Source organism: Kribbella rubisoli (assembly GCF_004217145.1).
Classification (GTDB): domain Bacteria; phylum Actinomycetota; class Actinomycetes; order Propionibacteriales; family Kribbellaceae; genus Kribbella; species Kribbella rubisoli.
The window spans coordinates 1-21,159 of record NZ_SHKR01000004.1 but is presented as its reverse complement, the minus strand read 5'-3'; the positions used below and the strand labels follow the sequence as shown (position 1 = coordinate 21,159).

The 21,159-nt window shown below is 68.5% G+C and carries 22 protein-coding genes; 15 read left to right on the top strand and 7 right to left on the bottom strand.

Annotation, left to right across the window (positions count from 1 at the left end; translation table 11 throughout):
- Positions 1-39: 39 nt before the first annotated feature.
- Positions 40-1,011 carry an FKBP-type peptidyl-prolyl cis-trans isomerase gene (locus tag EV645_RS02255; RefSeq protein WP_130439228.1) on the top strand — a complete coding sequence of 324 codons (972 nt, stop codon included), beginning with the start codon at positions 40-42 and terminating at the stop codon, positions 1,009-1,011.
- Between the two features lie 31 nt (positions 1,012-1,042).
- Here the strand turns inward: EV645_RS02255 and EV645_RS02250 are convergent, their stop codons facing one another.
- Positions 1,043-1,507 carry a hypothetical protein gene (locus EV645_RS02250; protein WP_130439226.1) on the bottom strand — a complete coding sequence of 155 codons (465 nt, stop codon included), beginning with the start codon at positions 1,505-1,507 and terminating at the stop codon, positions 1,043-1,045.
- Positions 1,508-1,538: 31 nt separating this feature from the next.
- The gene (locus EV645_RS02245; RefSeq protein WP_130439224.1) at positions 1,539-2,639 is read right to left on the bottom strand and encodes a DUF3866 family protein; all 1,101 of its coding nucleotides are present in this window, start codon (positions 2,637-2,639) and stop codon (positions 1,539-1,541) included.
- 87 nt (positions 2,640-2,726) lie between these two features.
- Here EV645_RS02245 and EV645_RS02240 point away from each other — a divergent pair, with 87 nt between their 5' ends.
- A complete protein-coding gene (locus EV645_RS02240) occupies positions 2,727-3,683 on the top strand; it encodes a helix-turn-helix transcriptional regulator (RefSeq protein ID WP_130439222.1) in 957 nt (318 codons plus the stop codon).
- On the top strand, positions 3,680-4,651 hold the full coding sequence (locus EV645_RS02235; RefSeq protein WP_130439220.1) for a helix-turn-helix transcriptional regulator: 972 nt from the start codon (positions 3,680-3,682) through the stop codon (positions 4,649-4,651). Before EV645_RS02240 ends, EV645_RS02235 begins: the two co-directional genes overlap by 4 nt.
- On the opposite strand, the gene EV645_RS02230 is transcribed toward EV645_RS02235, so the two are convergent.
- Positions 4,648-5,838 carry a winged helix DNA-binding domain-containing protein gene (locus EV645_RS02230; protein WP_130439218.1) on the bottom strand — a complete coding sequence of 397 codons (1,191 nt, stop codon included), beginning with the start codon at positions 5,836-5,838 and terminating at the stop codon, positions 4,648-4,650. The two genes, EV645_RS02235 and EV645_RS02230, sit on opposite strands and share 4 nt — an antisense overlap.
- A gap of 164 nt (positions 5,839-6,002) precedes the next feature.
- Here EV645_RS02230 and EV645_RS02225 point away from each other — a divergent pair, with 164 nt between their 5' ends.
- From EV645_RS02225 to EV645_RS02205, 5 genes are all read left to right on the top strand, one after another.
- Positions 6,003-6,194, top strand: a complete 192-nt coding sequence (locus EV645_RS02225) for a hypothetical protein (RefSeq protein WP_130439216.1) — start codon at positions 6,003-6,005, stop codon at positions 6,192-6,194.
- Positions 6,195-6,251: 57 nt separating this feature from the next.
- Complete coding sequence (locus tag EV645_RS02220) at positions 6,252-6,542, top strand: twin-arginine translocase TatA/TatE family subunit (protein WP_130439214.1); 291 nt, start codon at positions 6,252-6,254, stop codon at positions 6,540-6,542.
- A gap of 22 nt (positions 6,543-6,564) precedes the next feature.
- Positions 6,565-7,383, top strand: a complete 819-nt coding sequence (gene tatC, locus EV645_RS02215) for a twin-arginine translocase subunit TatC (RefSeq protein ID WP_242000159.1) — start codon at positions 6,565-6,567, stop codon at positions 7,381-7,383.
- Positions 7,383-8,255 carry a diacylglycerol/lipid kinase family protein gene (locus EV645_RS02210; protein ID WP_130439212.1) on the top strand — a complete coding sequence of 291 codons (873 nt, stop codon included), beginning with the start codon at positions 7,383-7,385 and terminating at the stop codon, positions 8,253-8,255. The genes tatC and EV645_RS02210 overlap by 1 nt, the downstream gene beginning before the upstream one ends.
- 124 nt (positions 8,256-8,379) lie before the next feature.
- The gene (locus EV645_RS02205) at positions 8,380-9,207 is read left to right on the top strand and encodes a chitosanase (RefSeq protein ID WP_157996992.1); all 828 of its coding nucleotides are present in this window, start codon (positions 8,380-8,382) and stop codon (positions 9,205-9,207) included.
- Between the two features lie 60 nt (positions 9,208-9,267).
- On the opposite strand, the gene EV645_RS02200 is transcribed toward EV645_RS02205, so the two are convergent.
- Positions 9,268-9,732, bottom strand: coding sequence for a MarR family winged helix-turn-helix transcriptional regulator (locus EV645_RS02200; RefSeq protein ID WP_130439210.1), 465 nt, complete (start codon positions 9,730-9,732; stop codon positions 9,268-9,270).
- A 71-nt stretch (positions 9,733-9,803) separates the two neighbouring features.
- Between EV645_RS02200 and EV645_RS02195 the strand changes: the two genes are divergently transcribed.
- The 3 genes from EV645_RS02195 (at position 9,804) to EV645_RS02185 (ending at position 14,880) form a co-directional block, all read left to right on the top strand.
- The gene (locus tag EV645_RS02195; RefSeq protein WP_130439208.1) at positions 9,804-10,703 is read left to right on the top strand and encodes an alpha/beta hydrolase; all 900 of its coding nucleotides are present in this window, start codon (positions 9,804-9,806) and stop codon (positions 10,701-10,703) included.
- Positions 10,704-10,713: 10 nt separating this feature from the next.
- The gene (locus EV645_RS02190) at positions 10,714-13,524 is read left to right on the top strand and encodes a DEAD/DEAH box helicase (protein WP_130439206.1); all 2,811 of its coding nucleotides are present in this window, start codon (positions 10,714-10,716) and stop codon (positions 13,522-13,524) included.
- An 84-nt stretch (positions 13,525-13,608) separates the two neighbouring features.
- Positions 13,609-14,880 carry a serine hydrolase domain-containing protein gene (locus tag EV645_RS02185; protein WP_130439204.1) on the top strand — a complete coding sequence of 424 codons (1,272 nt, stop codon included), beginning with the start codon at positions 13,609-13,611 and terminating at the stop codon, positions 14,878-14,880.
- Here the strand turns inward: EV645_RS02185 and EV645_RS02180 are convergent.
- Positions 14,877-15,341: a MarR family winged helix-turn-helix transcriptional regulator gene (locus EV645_RS02180; protein ID WP_130439202.1), complete on the bottom strand. Its 465-nt coding sequence runs from the start codon at positions 15,339-15,341 to the stop codon at positions 14,877-14,879. The two genes, EV645_RS02185 and EV645_RS02180, sit on opposite strands and share 4 nt — an antisense overlap.
- A gap of 62 nt (positions 15,342-15,403) precedes the next feature.
- Between EV645_RS02180 and EV645_RS02175 the strand changes: the two genes are divergently transcribed.
- Positions 15,404-15,769, top strand: a complete 366-nt coding sequence (locus EV645_RS02175) for a cupin domain-containing protein (RefSeq protein WP_130439200.1) — start codon at positions 15,404-15,406, stop codon at positions 15,767-15,769.
- Between the two features lie 3 nt (positions 15,770-15,772).
- Here EV645_RS02175 and EV645_RS02170 read toward each other — a convergent pair whose 3' ends face one another.
- Positions 15,773-17,053: a glycoside hydrolase domain-containing protein gene (locus tag EV645_RS02170; protein ID WP_130439198.1), complete on the bottom strand. Its 1,281-nt coding sequence runs from the start codon at positions 17,051-17,053 to the stop codon at positions 15,773-15,775.
- Positions 17,054-17,131: 78 nt separating this feature from the next.
- Here EV645_RS02170 and EV645_RS02165 point away from each other — a divergent pair, with 78 nt between their 5' ends.
- The 3 genes from EV645_RS02165 (at position 17,132) to EV645_RS02155 (ending at position 19,943) form a co-directional block, all read left to right on the top strand.
- Positions 17,132-17,605, top strand: a complete 474-nt coding sequence (locus tag EV645_RS02165) for a GyrI-like domain-containing protein (protein ID WP_130439196.1) — start codon at positions 17,132-17,134, stop codon at positions 17,603-17,605.
- Positions 17,606-18,661, top strand: a complete 1,056-nt coding sequence (locus EV645_RS02160; RefSeq protein WP_130439194.1) for an ArsR/SmtB family transcription factor — start codon at positions 17,606-17,608, stop codon at positions 18,659-18,661. It abuts the gene before it with no gap.
- A gap of 70 nt (positions 18,662-18,731) precedes the next feature.
- A complete protein-coding gene (locus tag EV645_RS02155) occupies positions 18,732-19,943 on the top strand; it encodes an MFS transporter (protein ID WP_130439192.1) in 1,212 nt (403 codons plus the stop codon).
- A gap of 19 nt (positions 19,944-19,962) precedes the next feature.
- Here EV645_RS02155 and EV645_RS02150 read toward each other — a convergent pair whose 3' ends face one another.
- The gene (locus EV645_RS02150; protein WP_338419121.1) at positions 19,963-21,000 is read right to left on the bottom strand and encodes an NAD(P)-binding domain-containing protein; all 1,038 of its coding nucleotides are present in this window, start codon (positions 20,998-21,000) and stop codon (positions 19,963-19,965) included.
- Between the last annotated feature and the right edge of the window lie 159 nt (positions 21,001-21,159).

Sequence of the window (21,159 nt, the reverse complement as noted above, 5' to 3'; positions counted from 1 at the left end):
GGCGCTGACCTGCGCCGGGATGTTCGAGGTGCTGGTTTCGTGCGCAAGTTGTTGAGTCTGGTCGTGGTTGCGGCGCTGGGGTCGTCCCTGGTGGCGTGCGGATCGGACAAGAAGGACGAGTTCGGGGCCGGCGGTGTCAAGGTGACCTCGGACTTCGGGCAGAAGCCGACCGTCACCCATCGCGAAGGCGACCCGGACAAGACCCTGGTGACCGAGGTCCTCAAGGAGGGCGACGGTCCCGAGGTGAAGAAGGGCGAGCTGCTCACCGCGAACTACCTCGGCCAGATCTGGCGCGACGGCAAGGTCTTCGACAACTCCTACGACCGCGGCGCACCCTCGTCGTTCCCGATCGGGGTCGGCGGCGTCATCGCCGGCTGGGACGAGGGTCTGGTCGGCAAGAAGATCGGCAGCCGTGTGATGCTGTCGATCCCGGCGGACAAGGGCTACAAGTCCACCGGTAACGAGCAGGCCGGTATCAAGGGCGACGACACGCTGATCTTCGTCGTCGACCTGATCGGCGAGGCCGCCAACGACACCCCGCTGGACGCGAACCCGGTCACCCCGTCGACGCCGACGAAGATCACGGTCAGCGGCCCGCTGAACGCCGAGCCGAAGGTGACGGTCGCGGCCGGCACCAAGCCGCCGGCGAAGCCGGGCAAGCCGGTCGTGTTCGCGCTCGGCAAGGGCAAGCCGATCGAGAAGGCCAGCCAGCTGATCGGCCGCTACGTCGTCTACGACTACACCGGCAAGAAGCAGGCCAGCACCTGGGACGGCCAGCCCGCCACCGCGCAGAGCCCGGCTCAGCCGGGTGCCCCGACCGACCAGCTCCAGGTCGGCCCGAGTGCGTCCGGCCAGACCGGTGCCCTCGACGGCCTCGCCGGCATCCCGGTCGGCAGCCGCGTTCTGGTCGAGCTCCCGGCCTCGAAGGACCAGGCCGGCAAGGTGGTCAACGCCTTCGCCGTCATCGACATCCTGAACGCCTTCCCGGCTCCCAAGGAGACCGGTCAGTAGTTCAGAGCTCTTCAGCCGATGGCCGGTCTCCTCACCTGGGAGACCGGCCTTTCGCGTTGAACCAGCGGGCGGTGTCGCGGTGGAAGGTGAAGAACACCGCACTGATCACAGCGGTCAGGTGTACGGCGCGGAGCGCGGCGATCGTGACGAAGCTGACCGACCAGTCGATCGTGGTGAAGTCGCCGTTGTCGATCAGCCAGCCGATCGGCTCGGTGACCAGCGAGACCACGCCGACCGTCCCGAGTACGCCGACCAGCAGGTAGCGCGACCATCGCACCCCGCGCCGGAAGTACCGGTCGATGATCACGAAAAGCGCGCCGTAGATGACCGCGCGAACTGCGATCTGGCCGACGATCGAGGACGTCGAGACGTCGTCAGCCAGCGCGAGCCCTACCTGGACCACGGTCTCCACGACCCCGGCGGCGACCGCCAGCAACCACGACATCGTCGCCGACCGGGCGGTCAGCGGCGGTTCAACCCGACTAATCGTTCTCATGCTTCCAGCGTGGCCGCGAAGGCCCGCAGGATCAGGAGTACTGCGTCCCCACTCCGGGTGGAGGTACATCCACCAGACCCGCCGCGTGCCTGCCCGCCGCGGCCGCGGCCTCGAAGTACGCGCGGTCCTCGTCGAGCCCACGACCCATCGTGGACAGCTTGACCGGCGCCGCCTCCATCGCCTCGTACAGCCCGTCCACGCCGACCCGCACGACCCGGTGCCGCGCCTTCAACGGCTCGGCCGCATCCCGCACGGCGTCCCCGAAGTCACCTGCAAGATCCGGTACGACGACATCCGCCGGCTGGAGCGCTACGCGGCCGTACGCGGTGAGGCTGTGGTGCGAGATGCCACGGTGGCGTGGACGCGGGTCGGCTTCGGAGATCCGGAGCGATGCGACAGCTCGGCCGCCCAGTGTGCCGACGGCGTTGACCGCCTCACCTGACTGCACACCGGAGAAGCCCCAGCGCGTGCCGGTGCCCAGATTGCCCGGTCCTTGGGTGATGACGACCACCTCTGCCGCCAGGACCTGCACCGCGGTCAACAGCCCGGTGTGGACGGTGACAGCCTCCCGGTCGCCGCCGTACGCCTGGCCGACGGTCACCGTCCCGCTGAGCCAGCCGGCGTCCCGCAGCGTCGCCACGTTCCGCGAGAAGGCCAGCGGGAGCGCACCACCGTCCGTCATGACATAAACGACCCGAGTGGTCGGCCGGGCCTCGTAGATGCCCGCCAGCACGGCAGGCAGCGCAGAGTGCAGGTCGGCGACGACAACCGGCGTACCGAAGAGGTCGTCCGCGTCCCGCAGCACGTCGTGGTCGGGGGAGTCCTGTTCGTCGGCGCCCAGCACCATTGCCTGCATCGGTGTGTAGCGGGCCTTCACCAGGTGGCCGCGCTCCGGCGGGTCCTCAGGCAGCCGGTCCGGTACGGCGACCACCAGCGCGTATCCACCTGTGCCCAGGCCGCGGTCCAGCGCGCTCACGTTGAGCAGCACGCGGTCGCCTGCCACCGGCGTACCGACCAGGTCCGGGTATGCCAGGGCGCGCACAGTCTGCGCACCGACCGTCACAGTCAGCTCAACTGCACCGGCCCAGCTCCGGCCGACCTGCGCCACCACACCGTCCCGCCAGCGAATCACGCAGCGACCTTAGCGCGTCGAAGGTGTGTTCGAAGTTTCGGTGCGGAAACGCGGGTTTTGGACGCCCGGAGGCCGTAAGGTGGTCGGGTGTCGGCGCGCAAGAGTGAGCGACTGCTCAATGTGGTCATCTGCCTGCTGGTCGCGCGCACCTATGTGACGAAGGAGCGTATCCGCGAGGTCGTCGAGGGGTACGCCGGCCAGACCGACGACGCGTTCGAGAAGATGTTCGAGCGGGACAAGGACGAGCTGCGCGACCTCGGCATCCCGATCGAGATGGGCACGATCGACAAGTTCTTCTCCGACGAGGTCGGCTACCGGATCCGGCGCGACGTCTTCGAGCTCCCCGAAGTGCACCTGGAGCCGGACGAGGCCGCCGTGCTCGGCGTTGCCGCCCGGGTGTGGCAGCACGCCGGCCTGTCCGAGGCGACCACGTCGGCGGTGCTGAAGCTGAAGGCGGCCGGCATCCAGACCGACCAGTCCGCTCTGAGCGCGATCGAGCCGCACGTCGGTGCGTCAGAGCCGGCCTTCGATCCACTCTGGTCCGCTGTCGTGGCGCGGCAAGCAGTCCGGTTCCAGCACGTGCGGAGCGGCGCGTCGGAGCCGACCACGAGGACGCTGGAGCCCTGGGGCATCGTGTCCTGGCACGGCCGCTGGTACGTCGTCGGTCGCGACCGCGATCGTCAGGCCACTCGCATGTTCCGGATGTCGCGTATCGGCGGCAACGTGAAGACCGTGGGGGAGCCTGGCGCGTTCACCGTGCCTGAGGGGACTGACCTGCGCTCGCTGGTGACGGAGCTCGCGCCACCGCGTCCGACGTCCGAGGCGAAGGTGCGGGCGCGGACCGGTTCGTGTGTGAGCCTGCGCCGCCGCGCGAACGCGATCGAGGAGTACGAGGAGGGCTGGGACCTGCTGCACGTCCCGTACGCCGACTCGTCCGTCCTGGCCGAGGAGATCGCGTCGTACGGCCCGGATGCGGTCGTTGAAGGTCCTGGGGACGTGCTGGACGGCGTGCTGTGGCGGCTGCGGACGGTGGCCGGGGCATGAGCAATGCGCGTGACCAGGTGCAGCGCTTGCTGGCATTGGTGCCGTACCTGCGGGAGAACGACGGCGCGCGCGTCGACGACGTGGCCAAGGAGTTCGGCGTCCGGCCGAAGCAGATCATCGCGGACCTGAAGGTGCTGTGGTTCTGCGGGCTGCCGGGTGCGCAGATGGGCGATCTGATCGAGATCGACATCGAAGCGGCCGAGGGCGACGGCGTCATCCACATCAACAACGCGGACTACCTCGCGCGGCCGCTGCGGCTGGCCGCGGCCGAGGCCCTTGCACTGCTGACCGCGCTGCGCACGCTGCGCGAAGTGACAGCCGGCCCGGATCGCGACGCGGTCGACCGGGCCATCGCCAAGCTGGAGCGGGCAGCGGGGGAGGCTGCGGCGGCGAGTGAGGGTGCCGCCGCGCACGTTCACGTCGAGCCGGCCGCGCCGGAGATCGCCGAGACCGTCAACCGCGGGCTGGCCGGCAAGCGGCGGCTCCACCTGACGTACGACGTACCGTCGCGCGACGAGACGACCGAGCGCGACGTGGACCCGATGCGGCTGGTCGTGTCCGAAGGCCGCACGTACCTCGAGGCCTGGTGCCGCCTCGCCGAGGACGTGCGCCTGTTCCGCCTGGACCGCATCGCCGCGGTCAAGCTCCTGGACCTGCCCAGCGAGCCACCGCCCGAGGCCACGCCGCGTGACCTCTCGAACGGCATGTTCCAGCCCTCCGAGCAGGACCTGCTGGCCACGGTGAAGCTGGCACCCCCGGCCCGCTGGGTCGCCGAGTACTACCCGAACGAGTCCGTCGAAGAGGGCCCCGACGACTCCCTGATCGTCAAACTCCGCGTCGCCGACACCGCCTGGCTCCAACGCCTGGTCCTCCGCCTGGGCGGCGCCGCCACCGTCCTGGATCCCCCTGACCTCACCACCCAGATCGCCGCCACCGCCCGCGACGCCCTCTCGGCGTACGACGACTAACCCTGGCTGAGTTGCTTCTCCAAGGGGGAGCGGAAGCGAGGGGTGACGCGGACGCCGGCTAGCCAGGTGGTCCAGCGGGATGCTTCGGAGGCGACCAGGGCAGCGGTGTCGGCGCCGACGTCCTCGAGGAGTTCGTAGCGGACCTCGCCGGACTCGGGCTGGCCCCAGCCGCCGATGATGCGGCCGTCGGCCCAGATCGTCGGGCCGATGTTGCCGGTGTTGTCGAAGAGCTTGGACTTGTGCGGACCGAGGAACCAGTCACGCTCCTTCCAGCCCATCGGCGTCGGATCCAGGCCGGGGAGGAACGCTACCCACGGCTCGACCGGTACTTCGGGCGCCTCGTCGCCGGGCAGCACGTAGCCCACCTGACCGTCCAGATCCACGGCGACCGCCTCGACCGCCGCCAGTGCCTTCTTCGTCTGTCCGCCTGTCCAGCCGGCCCACCACTGCAGGTCAGCCGCCGTACCGGGGCCGAACGACGACAACCACGCCCGCGCGAGCATGACCCGCGCTTCCTCCGCCGCCGGTCTGTCACCGAGCCCACCGGGCAGCCAGTCGGCAGAAGGGGACCATTGGTGCTGTCCGCTCAGCCACGTCCCCAGCGGCCGTCCACGCACGATCCGTCCCTCCGCGGAGAGCTGGAACAACACGCGGCTGGTCACATACGGCTGGGCGGCGTACGTCTTCCCGGCCGCCATACTCAGCCTGGTCCGCAGCCTCGGCTCGTCCGCGGACAGCTCCTGCGCCGTCGCAGACCCACGCAGCGCCAGTGCGGTGGCGGTCGACTCCTCGACTGCAGCAAGCCAGCGCCCGCACGCCTCTGCGTCCTCTGCGACACCGGCCTCGTTGAGGTGCTTGACCAGCAGCTTCCGCTGCTTGACCGCGATGTCGTCCGTGCAAGCCGCCTGCACCACAGGGGCGAACGGCGTCGGTACGACGAAGACCGTACGGCGCATGCCGAGCATCCGGATCAGCGAGCGATCGTCGTACAGCGCACGCTCCGTGCCTGCAACATCACTCCCTGGCACGCGCGCGGCGACGCTCAGGTGCACAGTGGCCGGATCCGTGGCGTGCAGCGCGACCATCGACGCGGCCGCCTCCACCGGGTCGGCCGCCTGGCAGCCTGCCCCGAGCCGATGCCTCCGCCCGAGCCGAGCCCGCCGCTCATCGACGCCGATCCGCGCCATCCTTGCTCCCTTGCCGACCCGATCCCAAGCCGTTGTCGTACCAGCTGTCCCGCGCTGTCACGCGGCGGGGACACTCGGTTTTACCATCACGTTCCGACACCGTTGTCCGCGCAGACGCCCCGGCGGGCGTGGGCGATAGCCGAGAACCGGCTAGGCTCCTGGGTATGTTCTGGTTCCTGCTCTTCCTCGTGGTGGTGGCGGTGTGGACGCTTGTCCTCGCCCTGCTCGCGAAGAAGCTCTGGGGCCAGGCCAAGGCACTGACGCGTGAGTTGGTCGCCGCCCAGTCCAAGCTGGATGCTGCGCAGTCCACGGCCGGGTCTGGACAGACCCGCGAGGAAGCGCACGCTCCGGCGTAGTATTCGGCCACGAACTCAGGCTCGAGCTTCGAGTTGATGTTGGAAAGGGAGATCGACATGGCACCGCTCCTCGGTATGCCCCAAGGCGCAGAGTGGCTCGTCATCCTCGCGATCGTCGTGCTGCTGTTCGGATCGGCGAAGCTGCCGGCCCTGGTGAAGCAGCTCGGCAAGTCGAAGAAGATCTGGGAGGAGGAGGTCGGCCCCAAGAAGAAGGACGGGGAACTGACCCAGGAGGCCTCGCAGCCCCCGGCGCAGCAGCCGGCCCCGCAGGCCCAGGCCGCGCAGCCGAACCAGGTGAACGGCCAGGCGCCGGGCGACGGCCTGCCGCCGACCCACACCGCCAACTGAGCCGAACGACGCACCTGTGTCGATGGTGAAGTTCGGGCGGCGGAAGGACAAACAGGACCGCCACCCGAAAGACCCCGAGGGTCGCATGACCCTGCGCGAGCACATCGTCGAGCTCCGTAACCGGCTGCTCATCAGCGTGCTCGCGATCGTGGTGTGCACGATCGCGGCCTGGTTCATCTACTACCAGGCGCTGGAGATCCTGAAACACCCGTTCGAGACGGCCGTGAAGCCGTTCGCGGAGAACCGGGGCCTCAAGCCACAGCTCACCTTCCAGGGCGTCGGCGACCCGCTGACGTTCCGGATCAAGGTGTCGGCCCTGCTCGGCCTGGTTGTCGCCGGGCCGATCTGGTTGTTCCAGCTGTGGGCATTCATCGCGCCGGGTCTGCACCGGAGCGAGAAGAAGTGGGCGTACCTGTTCGCCGCGATCGCCGCACCGCTGTTCGCCACGGGTATCGCACTCGGTTACTGGACGCTGCCGAAGGGCATCCAGATCCTGCTCGGCTTCACTCCGGACCAGGTGCAGAACCTGATCGAGCTCGGCAAGTACCTGGACTTCGTGATCCGGACGTTGCTGGTGTTCGGCATCGCGTTCCTGATCCCGTTGGTGGTCGTCCTGCTCAACATGGTGGGTGTGCTGCCGGCGAGCGCTCTGTCCAAGTTCCGGCCGTACATCATCCTGGTGATCTTCGTGTTCGCCGCGGTGGCGACGCCGTCCGGTGACCCGTTCACGATGTGTCTGCTGGCGTTCCCGATGTGCGTCCTGTTCTTCGCCTCCGAGGTGATCGCGCGGATCAACGACAAACGCCGCAAGGCCCGCAGCGACGAACTCCTGGCTGATTGATGAGTCGACGGATCGCGCTGGTGGTCAACCCCACCAGCGGTCGCGGCTTGGGTGCGCGGATTGCGCCGCTGGTTCGGGATCGGCTGGCTGCGGCCGGGCTGACGGTCGACGTTCATGCCACGACCTGCGCCGAGGACGTCGGCCGGATCGCCGGCGAGGTGGTCGCGTCCGGGGCGGATGCGGTCGCGCTGATCGGCGGCGACGGGACGGTCCACCTCGGCGCACAGGTGCTCGCGAATTCGGGGATGCCGTTCGGCGTCATCCCGGCCGGCACCGGCAACGACTTCGCCCGCGGCATCGGCGTACCGCTCAAGGATCCGCTCGCGGCGGCAGACCTGGTCGTGGCCGGCAAGACCCGGACCATCGACCTCGCCACGGCGAAGGACGTCTTCATCACCACGGTCGTGGCCGGCGGCTTCGACTCGCTGGTGAACAAGCGGGCCAACGCGATGTCCTGGCCGAAGGGCAGCTCCCGCTACACGGTCGCGACCCTGGCCGAGCTGCGCACGTTCACCCCGCTCGAGTACGTCGTGACCGTCGACGGCGACCCGATCGAAACGAGCGCGATGCTCGTCGCGGTCGGCACCGGACCGACGTACGGCGGGGGACTGCAGATCTGCGCCGGCGCCACGATCGACGACGGCCTGCTGGACGTCACGATCATCCAGCCGGTCTCCCGCCTGACCCTGCTGCAGCTGTTCCCGAAGCTCTCCAAGGGAACCCATCTCGGCCACCCGGCGGTGCGCACGCTCCAGGGCCGTTCGGTCCGGATCGAGTCGCCCGGCATCACGGCGTACGCCGATGACGAGCCGCTGGGCCAACTGCCGGTCGACATCGGCATCGCGCCGGGCGCGCTGACCGTGTTCGCCTGAGCCTTCTACTCAGAAGGCCAGAACCGCTGAAAACATTAACGTCCGAGGTATTCTCATTTCTATCCTCCGTCTGATAGGAAAGCTTCCTAACAGTTAGTGCCCTCGGACGCCCCTCGGAGGAGTCATGGAGAACCGCCCCACCCGCAGGACCGCACTCATGCTCGGACTGTCGCTCGCGGCCGTCCCCGCCGCCGGCCTGGCCATCTCCCGTTACGCGCCGCACGCCGACGCCGCGACGCAGGCGACCGGTCTCGACGATCCCGCGAAGAAGGAGATCGCGATGGAGATCGTCTGCAGCGCGGAGAACTCGTCGCTGGACTGGAAGGCGCAGTACAAGTACATCGAGGACATCGACGACGGCCGCGGCTACACGGCCGGCATCATCGGGTTCTGCTCGGGCACCGGCGACATGCTCGACCTGGTCGAGCTGTACACCGACCGCAAGCCCGGCAACGTGCTGGCGAAGTACCTGCCGGCGCTGCGCAAGGTGAACGGCAGCGACTCGCACAAGGGCCTCGACCCGAACTACACCAAGGACTGGAAGACCGCCGCCAAGGACACCGCCTTCCAGGGCTGCCAGAACGACGAGCGCGACCGGGTGTACTTCAACCCGGCGGTGGCGCAGGGCAAGTCCGACGGGGTCCGCACGCTCGGTCAGTTCTGCTACTACGACGCGATCGTCATGCACGGTCCCGGCAACGACTCGACCAGCTTCGGCGGCATCCGCAAGCGCGCGCTCGGCAAGGCGAAGCCGCCGTCGCAGGGCGGCAACGAGACCACCTGGCTGAACGCGTTCCTCGACGCGCGGGTGTGGGCGATGAAGCAGGAGGAGGCCCACAGCGACACCAGCCGGGTCGACACCGCCCAGCGCGTCTTCCTCAAGAACGGCAACTTCAACCTGGACACCCCGCTCAGCTGGAAGGTGTACGGCGACCCGTACCACATCAACTAGTCACCCCCAGGCGCGCAGCCGGGCTCCCATCGGACCACCAGGGAAGGGAGCCCGGCTGCGTCATGTCTTGAACACCTCGCGGCGGTCCGTGCGGGGGTCGGCCTCGGCGCGCTGCCTGAGCATGGACAGGCTGGTGGCGAGCTGATCGAGGACGCCGGCTGGTAGGACCGAGCCGACCCAGGTGTTGAGCTCCGCCTCCACCGTGGGGGCTGCGGCGGCGAGGGCCTGTTCGCCGAGCGGGGTGAGGTCGACCAGTGAAGAGCGGCGGTCGTCGGGGTTCGCAGTACGGCGGACGCGGCCGGCGGACTCGAGGCGGTCGACGGCCTTGCTGGTGGCGCCGACGGTGATCGCCATCGCGCGGGCCAGGTCGAAGACCCGGGAGGTGCCGTTCGCGGAGATGAACCGCAGGAACTCGAACTGGCCGAGGGGGAGGTCGTGCTCCGCCTTCAGCCGCGCGTCGAGCACGTTGTAGAGCCGCGTTTCCAACCGGACCAGGTCCGTGAACAATGCTGTGAGATCAGTCACGGAATTAGATTCCTCGGAATGTAGTTGCAGAGAACTATATTCCTCGGAATCTATCACCAGGAGACGGACAGATGAGCGCTGAAGAACGTGAAGCAGCACGCGGCATGATGCAGAAGGCCGAGCTCGGGCGGACCGCGGAGAAGCAGCGGGCCGAGTTCGACGAGTTGTTCGCGAGTCGTCCGCTCGGCGACGACGTCAAGCTGGTCGAGCGGACGCTGGGCGGAGTGCCGGCGCTGGAGGTGCACGTCGACGGCGCCGATGCGGACGGCGTCATCCTCTACCTGCACGGCGGTTCGTACGTCGTCGGTTCCGCGCGAACCGGCGCGAACCTCGCGGCGCCGTTGTCCCGCCGTAGCGGCGTACCGGCGGTGTCGCTCGACTACCGGCTTGCCCCCGAGCATGCCTTCCCGGCCGGGATCCACGACGCGCTGGCGGCGTACCGGGAGCTGGTCGAGAGTGGTCAGAACGTCGTCATCGTCGGCGATTCGGCCGGTGGCGGGCTCGGGCTGGCGACGATGATCGCGGCGCGGGCCGAGGGCCTGCCACTGCCGGCGGGTGCGGTCCTGTTGTCGCCGTGGACCGACGTCTCGCTGAAGAGCCCGAGCATGGACAGCCGGGACGAGGACGACCCGCTGTTCAGCCGCGCCAACATGGCCGAGTCCGCGGAGTTCTACCTGGGCGGCGCGGACCCGAAGAACGAGCTGGCGAGCCCGGTCTTCGCCGACCTGAAGGGCCTGCCGCCGCTGCTCGTCCAGGTCGGTACGGCGGAGATCCTGCTCGACGACTCGCTCCGCCTGGTCGCCAGGGCCGCCGAGCAGGACGTGGACGTCAGCCTCGACGTGGTCGCCGGCGCCCCGCACGTGTTCCAGTACTTCGCCGGCTTCCTGTCCGAGGCCGACGAGTCACTCGATCACGCCGCAACGTTCATCAAGAACCGGCTCCGGGACAAATCTGTAGGTGCCGTCGCATAGATTGGGTCCCATGAGCACCCCGTCCGAGAAATACGCCTCGTTTCGCTCGGACCAGGAGCATCCGGCCGTGAAGGAGTTCCGGGGGCTCTACGACTTCGCGCTGGACGAGTTCCAGTTGCGCGCCTGCGCCGCCCTCGAGGACGGTCACCAGGTGCTGGTCGCAGCGCCCACCGGCTCCGGGAAGACGCTGGTCGGCGAGTTCGCCGTCCACCTGGCCCTGGAGCGCGGCCAGAAGTGCTTCTACACCACCCCGATCAAGGCTCTGAGCAACCAGAAGTACGCCGACCTCGTCAGTCGCTACGGCGCGGACAAGGTCGGCCTGCTCACCGGCGACAACTCGGTCAACTCCGAGGCCCCGATCGTCGTGATGACCACCGAGGTCCTCCGCAACATGCTGTACGCCGGATCGCGGACTCTGCTCGGTCTTTCGTACGTCGTGATGGACGAAGTGCACTACCTGGCCGACCGGTCCCGTGGCGCGGTCTGGGAAGAGGTGCTGATCCACCTGCCGGACTCGGTCTCGGTGGTGTCCCTGTCAGCGACCGTGAGCAACGCCGAGGAGTTCGGCGACTGGCTGGAGACGGTTCGCGGCAACACCGTCGTCGTGCTGGAGGAGAAGCGGCCGGTGCCGCTGTTCCAGCACGTGATGGTGGGCAAGCGGCTGCACGACCTGTTCGCCGGCGAGGCGCCGACCGCGCGGGTCGGTGCGCCGAGCAAGTCCGGCAATCCGGCGAAGGCGAACGCACCGGTCAAGGCCGATGTGAAGGACCTGGTCAATCCGCAGCTCGTCCGGATCGCCCGCGACGACAACCGGATCTTCCGCGACGATTCGCGCAAACCCCGTCGGCGCCGTGACCTGCCGAAGAGCAGGCCGGCCCGGTCGCACTTCACGCCGTACCGCTCGGATGTGGTCGAGGAGCTGGACGCCGGAGCGTTGCTGCCGGCAATCTTCTTCATCTTCTCCCGCAAGGGTTGTGAGGATGCGGTCGTGCAGTGCCTGCGGTCCGGTCTGCGGCTGACCAAGCCGTCGGAGCGCGACGAGATCAAGCGCGTGGTGGCCGAGCGGACGGCGGACCTGCCGGACGAAGACCTCGGCGTCCTCGGATACCACGACTTCGCCGAGGCGCTCAGCCGCGGGATCGCGGCGCACCACGCGGGCATGTTGGCGGCGTTCAAGGAAGTCGTCGAGGAGCTGTTCGCGCGTGGCCTGATCAAGGTCGTGTTCGCCACCGAAACGCTTGCCCTGGGCATCAACATGCCGGCCCGCACCGTCGTGCTCGAGAAGCTGTCGAAGTGGAACGGCGAGGCGCACGTCGACATCACGCCGGGGGAGTACACACAGCTGACCGGGCGGGCCGGGCGTCGCGGGATCGACGTCGAGGGTCATGCGGTCGTGCTCTGGCAGCCCGGGTTCGATCCACGCGAGGTCGCGGGTCTTGCCTCGACTCGTACGTATCCGCTGCGCTCGTCGTTCTCGCCGTCGTACAACATGGCCGTCAACCTGGTTCGCCAGGTCGGGCGGACGCGGGCGCGGGACATGCTCGAGTTGTCGTTCGCGCAGTTCCAGTCCGACCAGGCCGTGGTCGGACTGGCGCGGCAGGTGCAGCGCAACACGGAGGCGCTGGAGGGGTACAAGGAGTCGATCGATTGCCACCTCGGCGACTTCCTCGAGTACGCCGCCCTGCGCCGGCGGATCGGCGATCGCGAGGCGTCCGGCTCGAAGCGGCGCAAGCTCGACCGCAGGGTCGAGGCGCAGGAGTCGATCGAGAAGCTGAAGACCGGCGACATCATCCGGATCCCGGCCGGCCGCAGCGCGGGCTGGGCGCTCGTGCTCGACCCGGGGATGCGGTCGGAGCGCGAAGGTCCGCGGCCGACGGTGCTCACGTTGGACCGGCAGGTGCGGAAGCTCTCGATGATCGACTTCCCGACCCCGGTCGAGGCGATCGGCGTACTGCGGATCCCGCGCAAGTTCAACCCGCGCAACCCGCAGCAGCGTCGCGAATTGGCGCAGGTGCTGCGGACGCGGACCGACCTGCTCGGCGAGGACGGACCGCCTTCACGCGGTCGCGATGTCGTTGCCCACGCGGACGATCCGGAGCTGCAGGAGATGCGGGCGCAGTTGCGCGCACACCCGTGCCATGGCTGTTCGGACCGCGAGGACCATGCGCGGTGGGCCGAGCGGTACTTCCGGCTCGACCGGGAGAACCGTGAGGTCCAGCGGAAGATCGAGCAGCGGACGAACACGATCGCCCGCCAGTTCGACCGCGTCTGCCAGGTGCTGGATGCATTGCATTACCTCGACGGCGACAAGACGACCGAGGCCGGTGATCGGCTGGCGCGGATCTACACCGAGCTCGACCTGGTCGCGGCCGAGTGCCTGCGGCAAGGTGTCTTCGACGACCTGACTGTGCCCGAGCTGGCTGCCTGTCTGGCCGCATTGGTCTACGAGTCGCGGTCCAAGGACGAGCCGACGTCACCGCGCTTGCCGCGTGGCGACGTACGGGAAGCGCTGGAGCGGATGGGCTCGATCTGGCGGGACCTGTCCGCGCTCGAGCGGGACATGCGGGTGGACTTCCTGCGGTCGATGGACCTGAACTTCTGCTGGCCAGCGTTCCGGTGGGCGTCGGGTGCTTCGCTGGCCGAGGTGCTGTACGAGTCGGATCTCGCGGCCGGCGACTTCGTCCGCTGGGTCAAGCAACTCATCGACCTCACCGAACAGATCGCCGACGCGGCCGGCGACACCGCGTTGCGCAAGACGGCGCGCTCCGTCGTCGATCAGATCCGCCGCGGCGTGATCTCCTACGCATCGACGGTCGAGTAGACCTCTTCGGGTGAAAGACTTCCTTCAGTGCAGTAAGCAGATGTAAACCCCTGCCTATCAACTGGTCTGAAGGAGAGCACGTTCGTGGAGTTGACGCGCCGGAATCTCGGGAAGCTCGCGGTTGCCACTGGTGCGACCGCTGCGGTCGGCACCGGGGCCGGGTACCTGATCGGGCGGCCCGCCGATGCTGCTGCGACCTGGAAGACGACCGGGACCGCGGTGCCGGCGCTCGCCGGGTTCGACAACCAGATGAAGGCGTTCATGCAGGCCCGCGGCATCACCGGCGGACAGGTCGCGGTGACGTACAAGGGCCGGCTGGTGCTTGCCCGCGGCTACAGTACGTCGACCGCGTTGACCGTGCAGCCGACGTCGCTGTTCCGGATCGCGAGCCTGACGAAGTCGTTCACCGCCGCCGCGATCGTGAAGCTCGTGCAGGACGGGAAGCTGAGCCTGTCCACGCCGGTCGCGAACATCATCGACATCACGCCCGCGACCGGGCTGACCCGGGACCCGCGCTGGTCGCAGATCACGCTGTGGAAGGTGCTCCAGCACCTCGGCGGCTGGGACCGCGACGTGTCCGGCGACCCGGAGTGGAAGGACGCCACGATCTCCCGGACGCTCGGCGTGCCGATGGAGCTGCACCAGGCCGACGTGATCAAGTACGTCGCCGGGCAGAAGCTCGACTTCAACCCGGGCACGAAGTACGCGTACTCCAACTTCGGGTACACCCTCGCCGGCCGGGTGATCGAGAAGGTCAGCGGCCTGAGCTACGAGGAGTACGTCAAGCAGAAGCTGCTCGCGCCGCTGAAGATCAAGCGGATGTCGCTCGGCTACTCGATCGCCAAGCACAGCGGCGAGACGTCGTACGAGTCGCAGTACTCCGGTCCGACCGTGCTAGACATGTCCGGCAAGACGGTGCCCGCGCCGTACGGCACGTTCAGCATGCGGATCCAGGACGCGAACGGCGGCTGGATCGCGAGCGCGCCGGACCTGGTCCGCTGGGCGAAGATGTTCGACGCGCCGTCGAGCGTGCTGAACAGCACCTCGCTCGGCCACGTCTGGGCGAAACCGTCGATCGGCGTCAACTCCGACGGCTGGTACTACGGTCTCGGCTGGCAGGTCCGTCCCGTGACGACCGGCGGCACCGGCCGCAACACCTGGCACACCGGCAGCATGCCCGGCACGTTCACGATCGTCGTCCGCACCTACAACGGGATGAGCTGGGCCGCCCTGTTCAACCGCCGCGACGACGCCAGCGGCAAGTCCTACGGCGACATCGACGCCGCCCTCTGGACAGCCGCCAACGGCGTGAAGTCCTGGCCCACGAACGACCTCTTCCCGACGTACTTCAGCTAGAACATCAACGCCCTGAAGTGCGGCGTGCTGATCTGGGCCTCGCCGGCCATGTCGGTCAGTACGTCGCGCAGGGTGTCGATCGCCTCGTCGCCGAACCGTTTGCGGAGGCGACGTTCGTACGCCTGATGGAACTTCCGAGCCGTGGACAGTGCGGCCTGGCCGTGCTCGGTGAGGTGGAGCAGCTTCGCGCGCGCGTCTGACGGGTCGGGGCGGCGTTCGATGTAGCCGCGGCGTTCCATGTCGTCGACGATCTGGCCGGCGCCCTGCTTGGTGATCTCCAGCCGCTCGGCCAGCCCGCTGATCGTGGTCGGCCCGGCGCTGAGCGTCCGGAAGACGAATCCGTCCGACCGGCCCTGGTCGTCGAACCCCTGCGCCGCCACGTGCTCGCGCAGTTCGCGGACGAACTCCTGGTCCGCCAGCAGCAACAAGATCCCGATATCCGGCTTGCCCGATCGCGTCATGTCAGTCAGTATAGACAAGCTGGCTTGGTCAAGTTAGCTTGTCTAATTGATTGGGGGACGAGATGCACGTCATTCGCGAGGCCGAGGCGGAGCGGTTCCAGCTGCCGGGGGTCGAGTTCACCGGGCTCGCCGCGCCGAGCCGCGGTTCGGCCGGGTTGTGCACGTGGAAGCTCACGGTCGAGCCCGGGCACGGCGGCGACGCGCCGCACACGCTCGACCGGGACGAGATCTTCATGGTGATCAGCGGCGCCGTGTCGCTGGGTGCCGACAAGCTCGGTCCGGGCGACGCGGTCGTCGTGCCGGCCGGTGAGCCGATCTCGCTGACCAACCTCGGCGAAGGCCCGGCAGAGCTGTACGTCGCCATCACCGCCGGCTTCACGGGCTACATGGCCGACGGCACCGCGGTCCAGCCTCCCTGGGCGAAGTAGCAGTCAGCAGCGGCGGATCGGTGCGGTGTACGTGGTTTGGCTCGCCGTGGCGACGTAGTAGTCGGTGACCCAACTACCGTCACTCAGCCGATCCCAGACGGAGGTAGTGCCGACCTTGGATCCGGCTTGCTGGCAGGTGATCCACGCCAGCGACCCCGCAGGCAGAGTGCTCGGGTACGTCGCGTACGCCGTACCCGGGCCGTGCCGCCGGCTCAGACCGCTGATCGTCGTCTGGAAGGGGAAGGCGCAGCCGGGGAGCGGTGCGCTGTAGCCGGGCTTGCTCGGTGTGCGGACGTAGTAGTCGGTGACGTACGTTCCGTCGATGAGCTTGTCCCAGACGGAGCTGGTGCCGATCTTCGGCCCGAATGTCTGGCAGACAACGCGGACGCCCGCGTTCGCGGCGATCGTCGAGCGGACCGGATACGCCGTCGACGGACCGGAGTACGAGTGGATCGTCGTACGGACGGTGTAGTTGTAGGCGACGGACGCGACTGGTGCGTCGAAGCGATCGTTGTCGATGTTGAGTGTCACGCCGCCGTACGTCTCAGTGTGGTCGCCCATGTACTGCTTGCCGCGCTGCCCGACCGCCCAGAACGTGTTGGGCACGGGAGGCCAGCCGGTGAGCGAACTGTTGCCGTCCCAGCGGGCGATCCAGACTGCATCCGGCCGCGCGTACGACGGGGAGTTGTACGCCGCCGCGAGGTCAGGTGCGCCAGAGGCCTGGTTGACGTACATGCCGGAGAGGTAGCGCTGCAGGTGCAGCTCTTTCGTCCAGGAGGACAGGTAGTGCAGCACGGCGGACCGGCAGACCGCGTTGGTGTTGTCGTAGTTCTCCATGTCGTTGTAGAGCGCACTACCCGGCAGGAGGCCCAGTGCCTTCGCCTTCGCGACCGCATCGTCCGCGTCCCGCACCGCCTCCCGGTTGGACGCAGTCGTCGACATCTTGTACGTCCGGTTGCCACAGGGTGCCTGTAGTCCCAGATAGATCGGCACAAGCCGCCAGCCCATCGCAGTGACCGCCGTGACCCACGCCGGGGTCAGCTGCGGCTGCGCGCAGCTCCGGTTGACGCCACCGAAGTAGATACCGACCGCCTTGTACGGCGAAGCCTTCCAGGCAGTCATCTGCGCCACCGTCGGCGCAGTGCACGTGTCGAACGCCAGCCCGGTGAACCGCGTCGCCGTCGTACCCGCGTTGTAGGTGATCGGCGTCGTCGGCTCGGCGTACGCGGGCAGGACGGCGACCGAGAGCGCCATGGTGGCGAGCAAGACCTTGAGCTTCAGCATGGTGACCCCCTGGTCTCAGTAGACCCTCAGGAATCGCCGGGCGGTAGGTTGAGGCCACCACCGAGATTTGGAGGAGCGATGCCGGAGATCGTTGAGGTTGGGGAACGGCCGTACGTCGCGTTGCGGGGCAAGGTTGCAATGGACGGGATCGGGGCGTTCGCGGACCGGATGCGGGAGGTGATCGACTGGCTGGCGGCCAAGGAGATCGCTCCGAACGACGCGCCGTTCTTCAAGTACGACGTGGTCGACATGGACGCCGGGCTGGTGATGGAGATCGGGTTCCCGGTCGACGACCTGCGCTCCGGCGAGGGCGAGATCGTCACCGGCGTACTCCCGGCCGGCCGGTACGCGACCGTCAGCCACCACGGCCACCCGGACGGCCTGATGGAGGCCACCCGCGAGCTGCTGGCGTGGGGCGAGGAGCAGGGCGTGGAGTGGGACGCCAACGGCAACCACTGGACCGCCCGCCTGGAGATCTACCGCTCCGACCCCCGCGAGGTCCCGGACATGAACGACTGGGACACCGACCTCCAATTCAAACTGAAGGACTGAGTGCCCACTGTCCTGGCCGGCGTCAGTCGGCTTGAGCCGGAGCGGATTCGGCATGTGGCGTCGCCGCTGATCGAGTTGGGCTGCGCTCTCCACGTGCTGGCTGAGCCAACTCACCACAACCGGGTCGAGTGGGCGGCGTCCGTGCCGTTGTCGGCTGAGCTGCGTTCTGAGCTGGCTCAGTGGGCCTGGACGGTGCGGGCGGTCCGTGCACGTTTCTTCGCGACGACGGGTGCTACTGGCATGCCGTCGTGGGCCGATGAGCTGGCTGCGCTTCGGTCGCGTCCGCCGGAGGAGGTGGCCGCCGAGCTGGTCCGGCCGTTGCGTGGTCGCCCGTTGAGCAGCCGGTCCGTCGACCCAGACGCAGTACTGCACTGGGCTCGCAGCCGTGGCCGTGCGGTGGCCGAGCTGGTCGAGGCGCTCGTGACGTCTCCTGCAGATCCGGTACGGCGCTTTCTGGACCTGCTGGATGCCTGCTGGCAGGAGTGGTTCGGCGAGGTCTGGACGTCGTCGCGGGACGAGCTGGCTGCCCGCGGCCGGCACGACCGCGACCTGGCGATCCGCGACGGAGCCGGCGCGATGCTGTGCTCGCTGGACGGCTCGATCGACCTCCGCGACGCGGACAGCGTCGTCGTACAGAAGGTGCAGAGCAAGCGGATCGACATCAGCACCCGGAGCCTGTTGCTTGTCCCGAGCAACTACATCGCGCCGCACCTGTTCGTCGGTGAGATCCCCGGCGAGCCGATCACGATGATCTATCCGGTGGGCGGGCGCAGTACCGCCGTACCGACCGCTCAGCTCATCCGCGCCCGGCTGGATGCCCTCGCATCACCCGACCGCCTACAGGTCTGCCGAGCCGTCGCCAGCGAACCCCGAACAGCCGGTGAGATCGCCGCTCTGTGGGGCCTCCACCCCACACAGGTCACCCGCCACCTCAGAGCTCTGACGAGAGCCGGTCTGGTCACCGCCGAACGCCAAGGCCGCTTCGTCGCCTACCGCCTCGACAACCAGGCCCTGACCACCCTGGGCACCGACCTGCTGACCCTGATCATGCGCTGAGACCGCAGTTGGACTGACGGGATCCGTCAATTCACCGGCCGGACCGGGCCCGCGGGCTTTGGGTGAGTACGTGACTTCTCTTCCGCCCGCAGTGCGTCGGCTGGTCCTGGCTACGTTGGTGAACACGCTCGGGAACGGTGTCTACGCGGCCGTCGGCGCGCTCTACCTCACCAGGGCAGCCGGCTTGTCCGTCGGGCACGTCGGCATCGGCCTGACCGTCGCAGCACTGGTCGGCCTGGTGACCAGCACCCCGCTCGGTGTTGTCGCCGATCGCCTCGGCCCGAACCGTGCGTACGTCGGATTCCTCCTGCTCCAGGCCCTCACGATGACCGCGCTCACCCAGGTCCGTTCGTTCGTCCCGTACGTCGTGGTCGCCGCGGTGACCGCGATCGCGGACTCCGGGCAGCGCGGCGCCAAGGGTGCGCTGATCGCGGGACTGTCGCCGGCCGACCAGCGGGTGCGGACCCGGGCGATCCTGCGGGTCGCGACGAACGTCGGCATGGGTGTCGGCATGGGACTGGCCGGGATCGTGCTCGCCGTCGACCGGCGAGAGGTCTACGTGATCGCGCTGCTCGCGAACGCGGCGACGTACGTCGTCACCGCCGGACTGGTCCGCTTCGGCATGCCCAAGGTGGACAAGGTGCCGCGGGCCAGTGGGCCGTCGGGGTTGACTGCGCTGGCAGACCGGCGGTTCCTGGTGTTCGTGGCGCTGGACGGCGTACTGACGATGCACGCAGCGCTGGCGCAGGTCGGGATCCCGCTCTGGGTGGCGACTGCGACCGATGCGCCGCGGTGGATGATCTCGGTGCTACTGGTGATCAACTCGGTCGCGGTGATCTTGCTGCAGGTCCGAGTGGCCCGTGGCACCGAAACTCTCTCTGGCGCGGCCCGGGCCGGCCGCCGCGCCGGACTGCTGCTGGCCGGCGCCTGCGTGGTGCTGGCACTCACAGACGCGACGTCCGGAGTGGTGACTGTCGGCCTACTGATCGTTGCCGCGCTGATCCACGTCCTCGGCGAGATGCTCCAGTCGGCAGGCGGTTGGGGCATCAGCTTCGAGCTCGCACCGGCCGGTGCGCAGGGTCAGTACCAGGGCGCGTACGCCATGGGCCGCCAACTCGGCGACCTCGTCGCGCCCCTGCTCCTCACCACGGTCGCGATCTCCTGGGGCTGGCCGGGCTGGCTCCTCGTCGCTGCCCTCTTCCTGATCGCGGGCCTCCTGATCCCTGGCGTGGTTGCCGGCCACAGCGCCAACACTCAGGAACACGCCCTCATGGTGAGCTGATCTGGCCGACCCGACGAGGCTAGGCGGCCTGCGATTTGAGGAGGTCCCGCAGGGCGCGGGCGGCGGTGAAGCCGGCTCGGTTGGCGCCGATGGTGCTGGCGGAGGGGCCGTAGCCGACCAGATGGATGCGTGGGTCGGCGACGGTGGCTGTGCCGTTCATGCGGATGCCGCCGGAGGACTCGCGGAGGTGGAGTGGGGCCAGGTGGGCGAGGTCGGCACGGAAGCCGGTGGCCCACAGGATGGTGTCGATGTGTTCGCTACGACCATCTGCCCACTCCACGCCGTCTGGCGTGATGCGCGTGAACATGGGGTAGCGGGTGTAGACGCCGCGCTCCCAAGCGGCCTGTTCCTGTGGACGCAGGTGCAGGCCGGTCACGCTGACCACGCTCCGCGGCGGCAGCCCCGCACGCACCCGCTCCTCGACCCGAGCGACCACCTGCCGCCCGTACTCCGGCGTGAAGTCGTCACCTGTCCGCCACTCCGGTGGCCGCCGCGTCACCCACGTCGTGGTCGCAACAGCAGAGATCTCCGCCAGCAACTGCACCGCCGACGCGCCTCCGCCAACCACTAGGACATGCTGTCCAGCCAGCTCAGCAGCGCCCGCGTAGTCCGCAGTGTGCAGCTGCCGGCCCTTGAACGTCTCGATCCCCGGATACCAAGGGATGAACGGCCGGTCCCACGTCCCGGTCGCATTCACCACCGCGGCCGCGGAGTACACGCCCGCTGAAGTCTGCAGCTCGAAGCCTTGCGCGATCTCGCGCACGCTCTCGACCGCCACCGGCCGCACCACCGGCAGGTCGAAACGCTTCTCATAGTCGGCGAAGTACGAAGGCACGAACGCATTCGCCCGCTCGGAGTCAGAGCTCGGCGGCACCGGTACGCCGGGCAGGTTCGCGATCCCGTGGACGTCGTGCATCGTCAGCGAGTCCCACCGGTGCTGCCAGGCGCCGCCGGGCGCCGGATTCCGGTCCAGCACGACAACCTCGTCGTACGGCGTGAATCCGAGCCGCACCAGGTGGTACGCAGCCGACAGCCCAGCCTGTCCCGCACCGATCACCGCTACCTCGAGCACACTGTGGACAACGCCGCCCCCGGCCCACGTCTTCCCGGCTACCGTCGCACTCAGTGTGAGGGTGGTGCTGCCGCTGGATGCGGTGGTTGGATCCCGATCACCTGATGCCTGGCTCGTACCGTGGCTGCCGTCTTCGGATTGGCG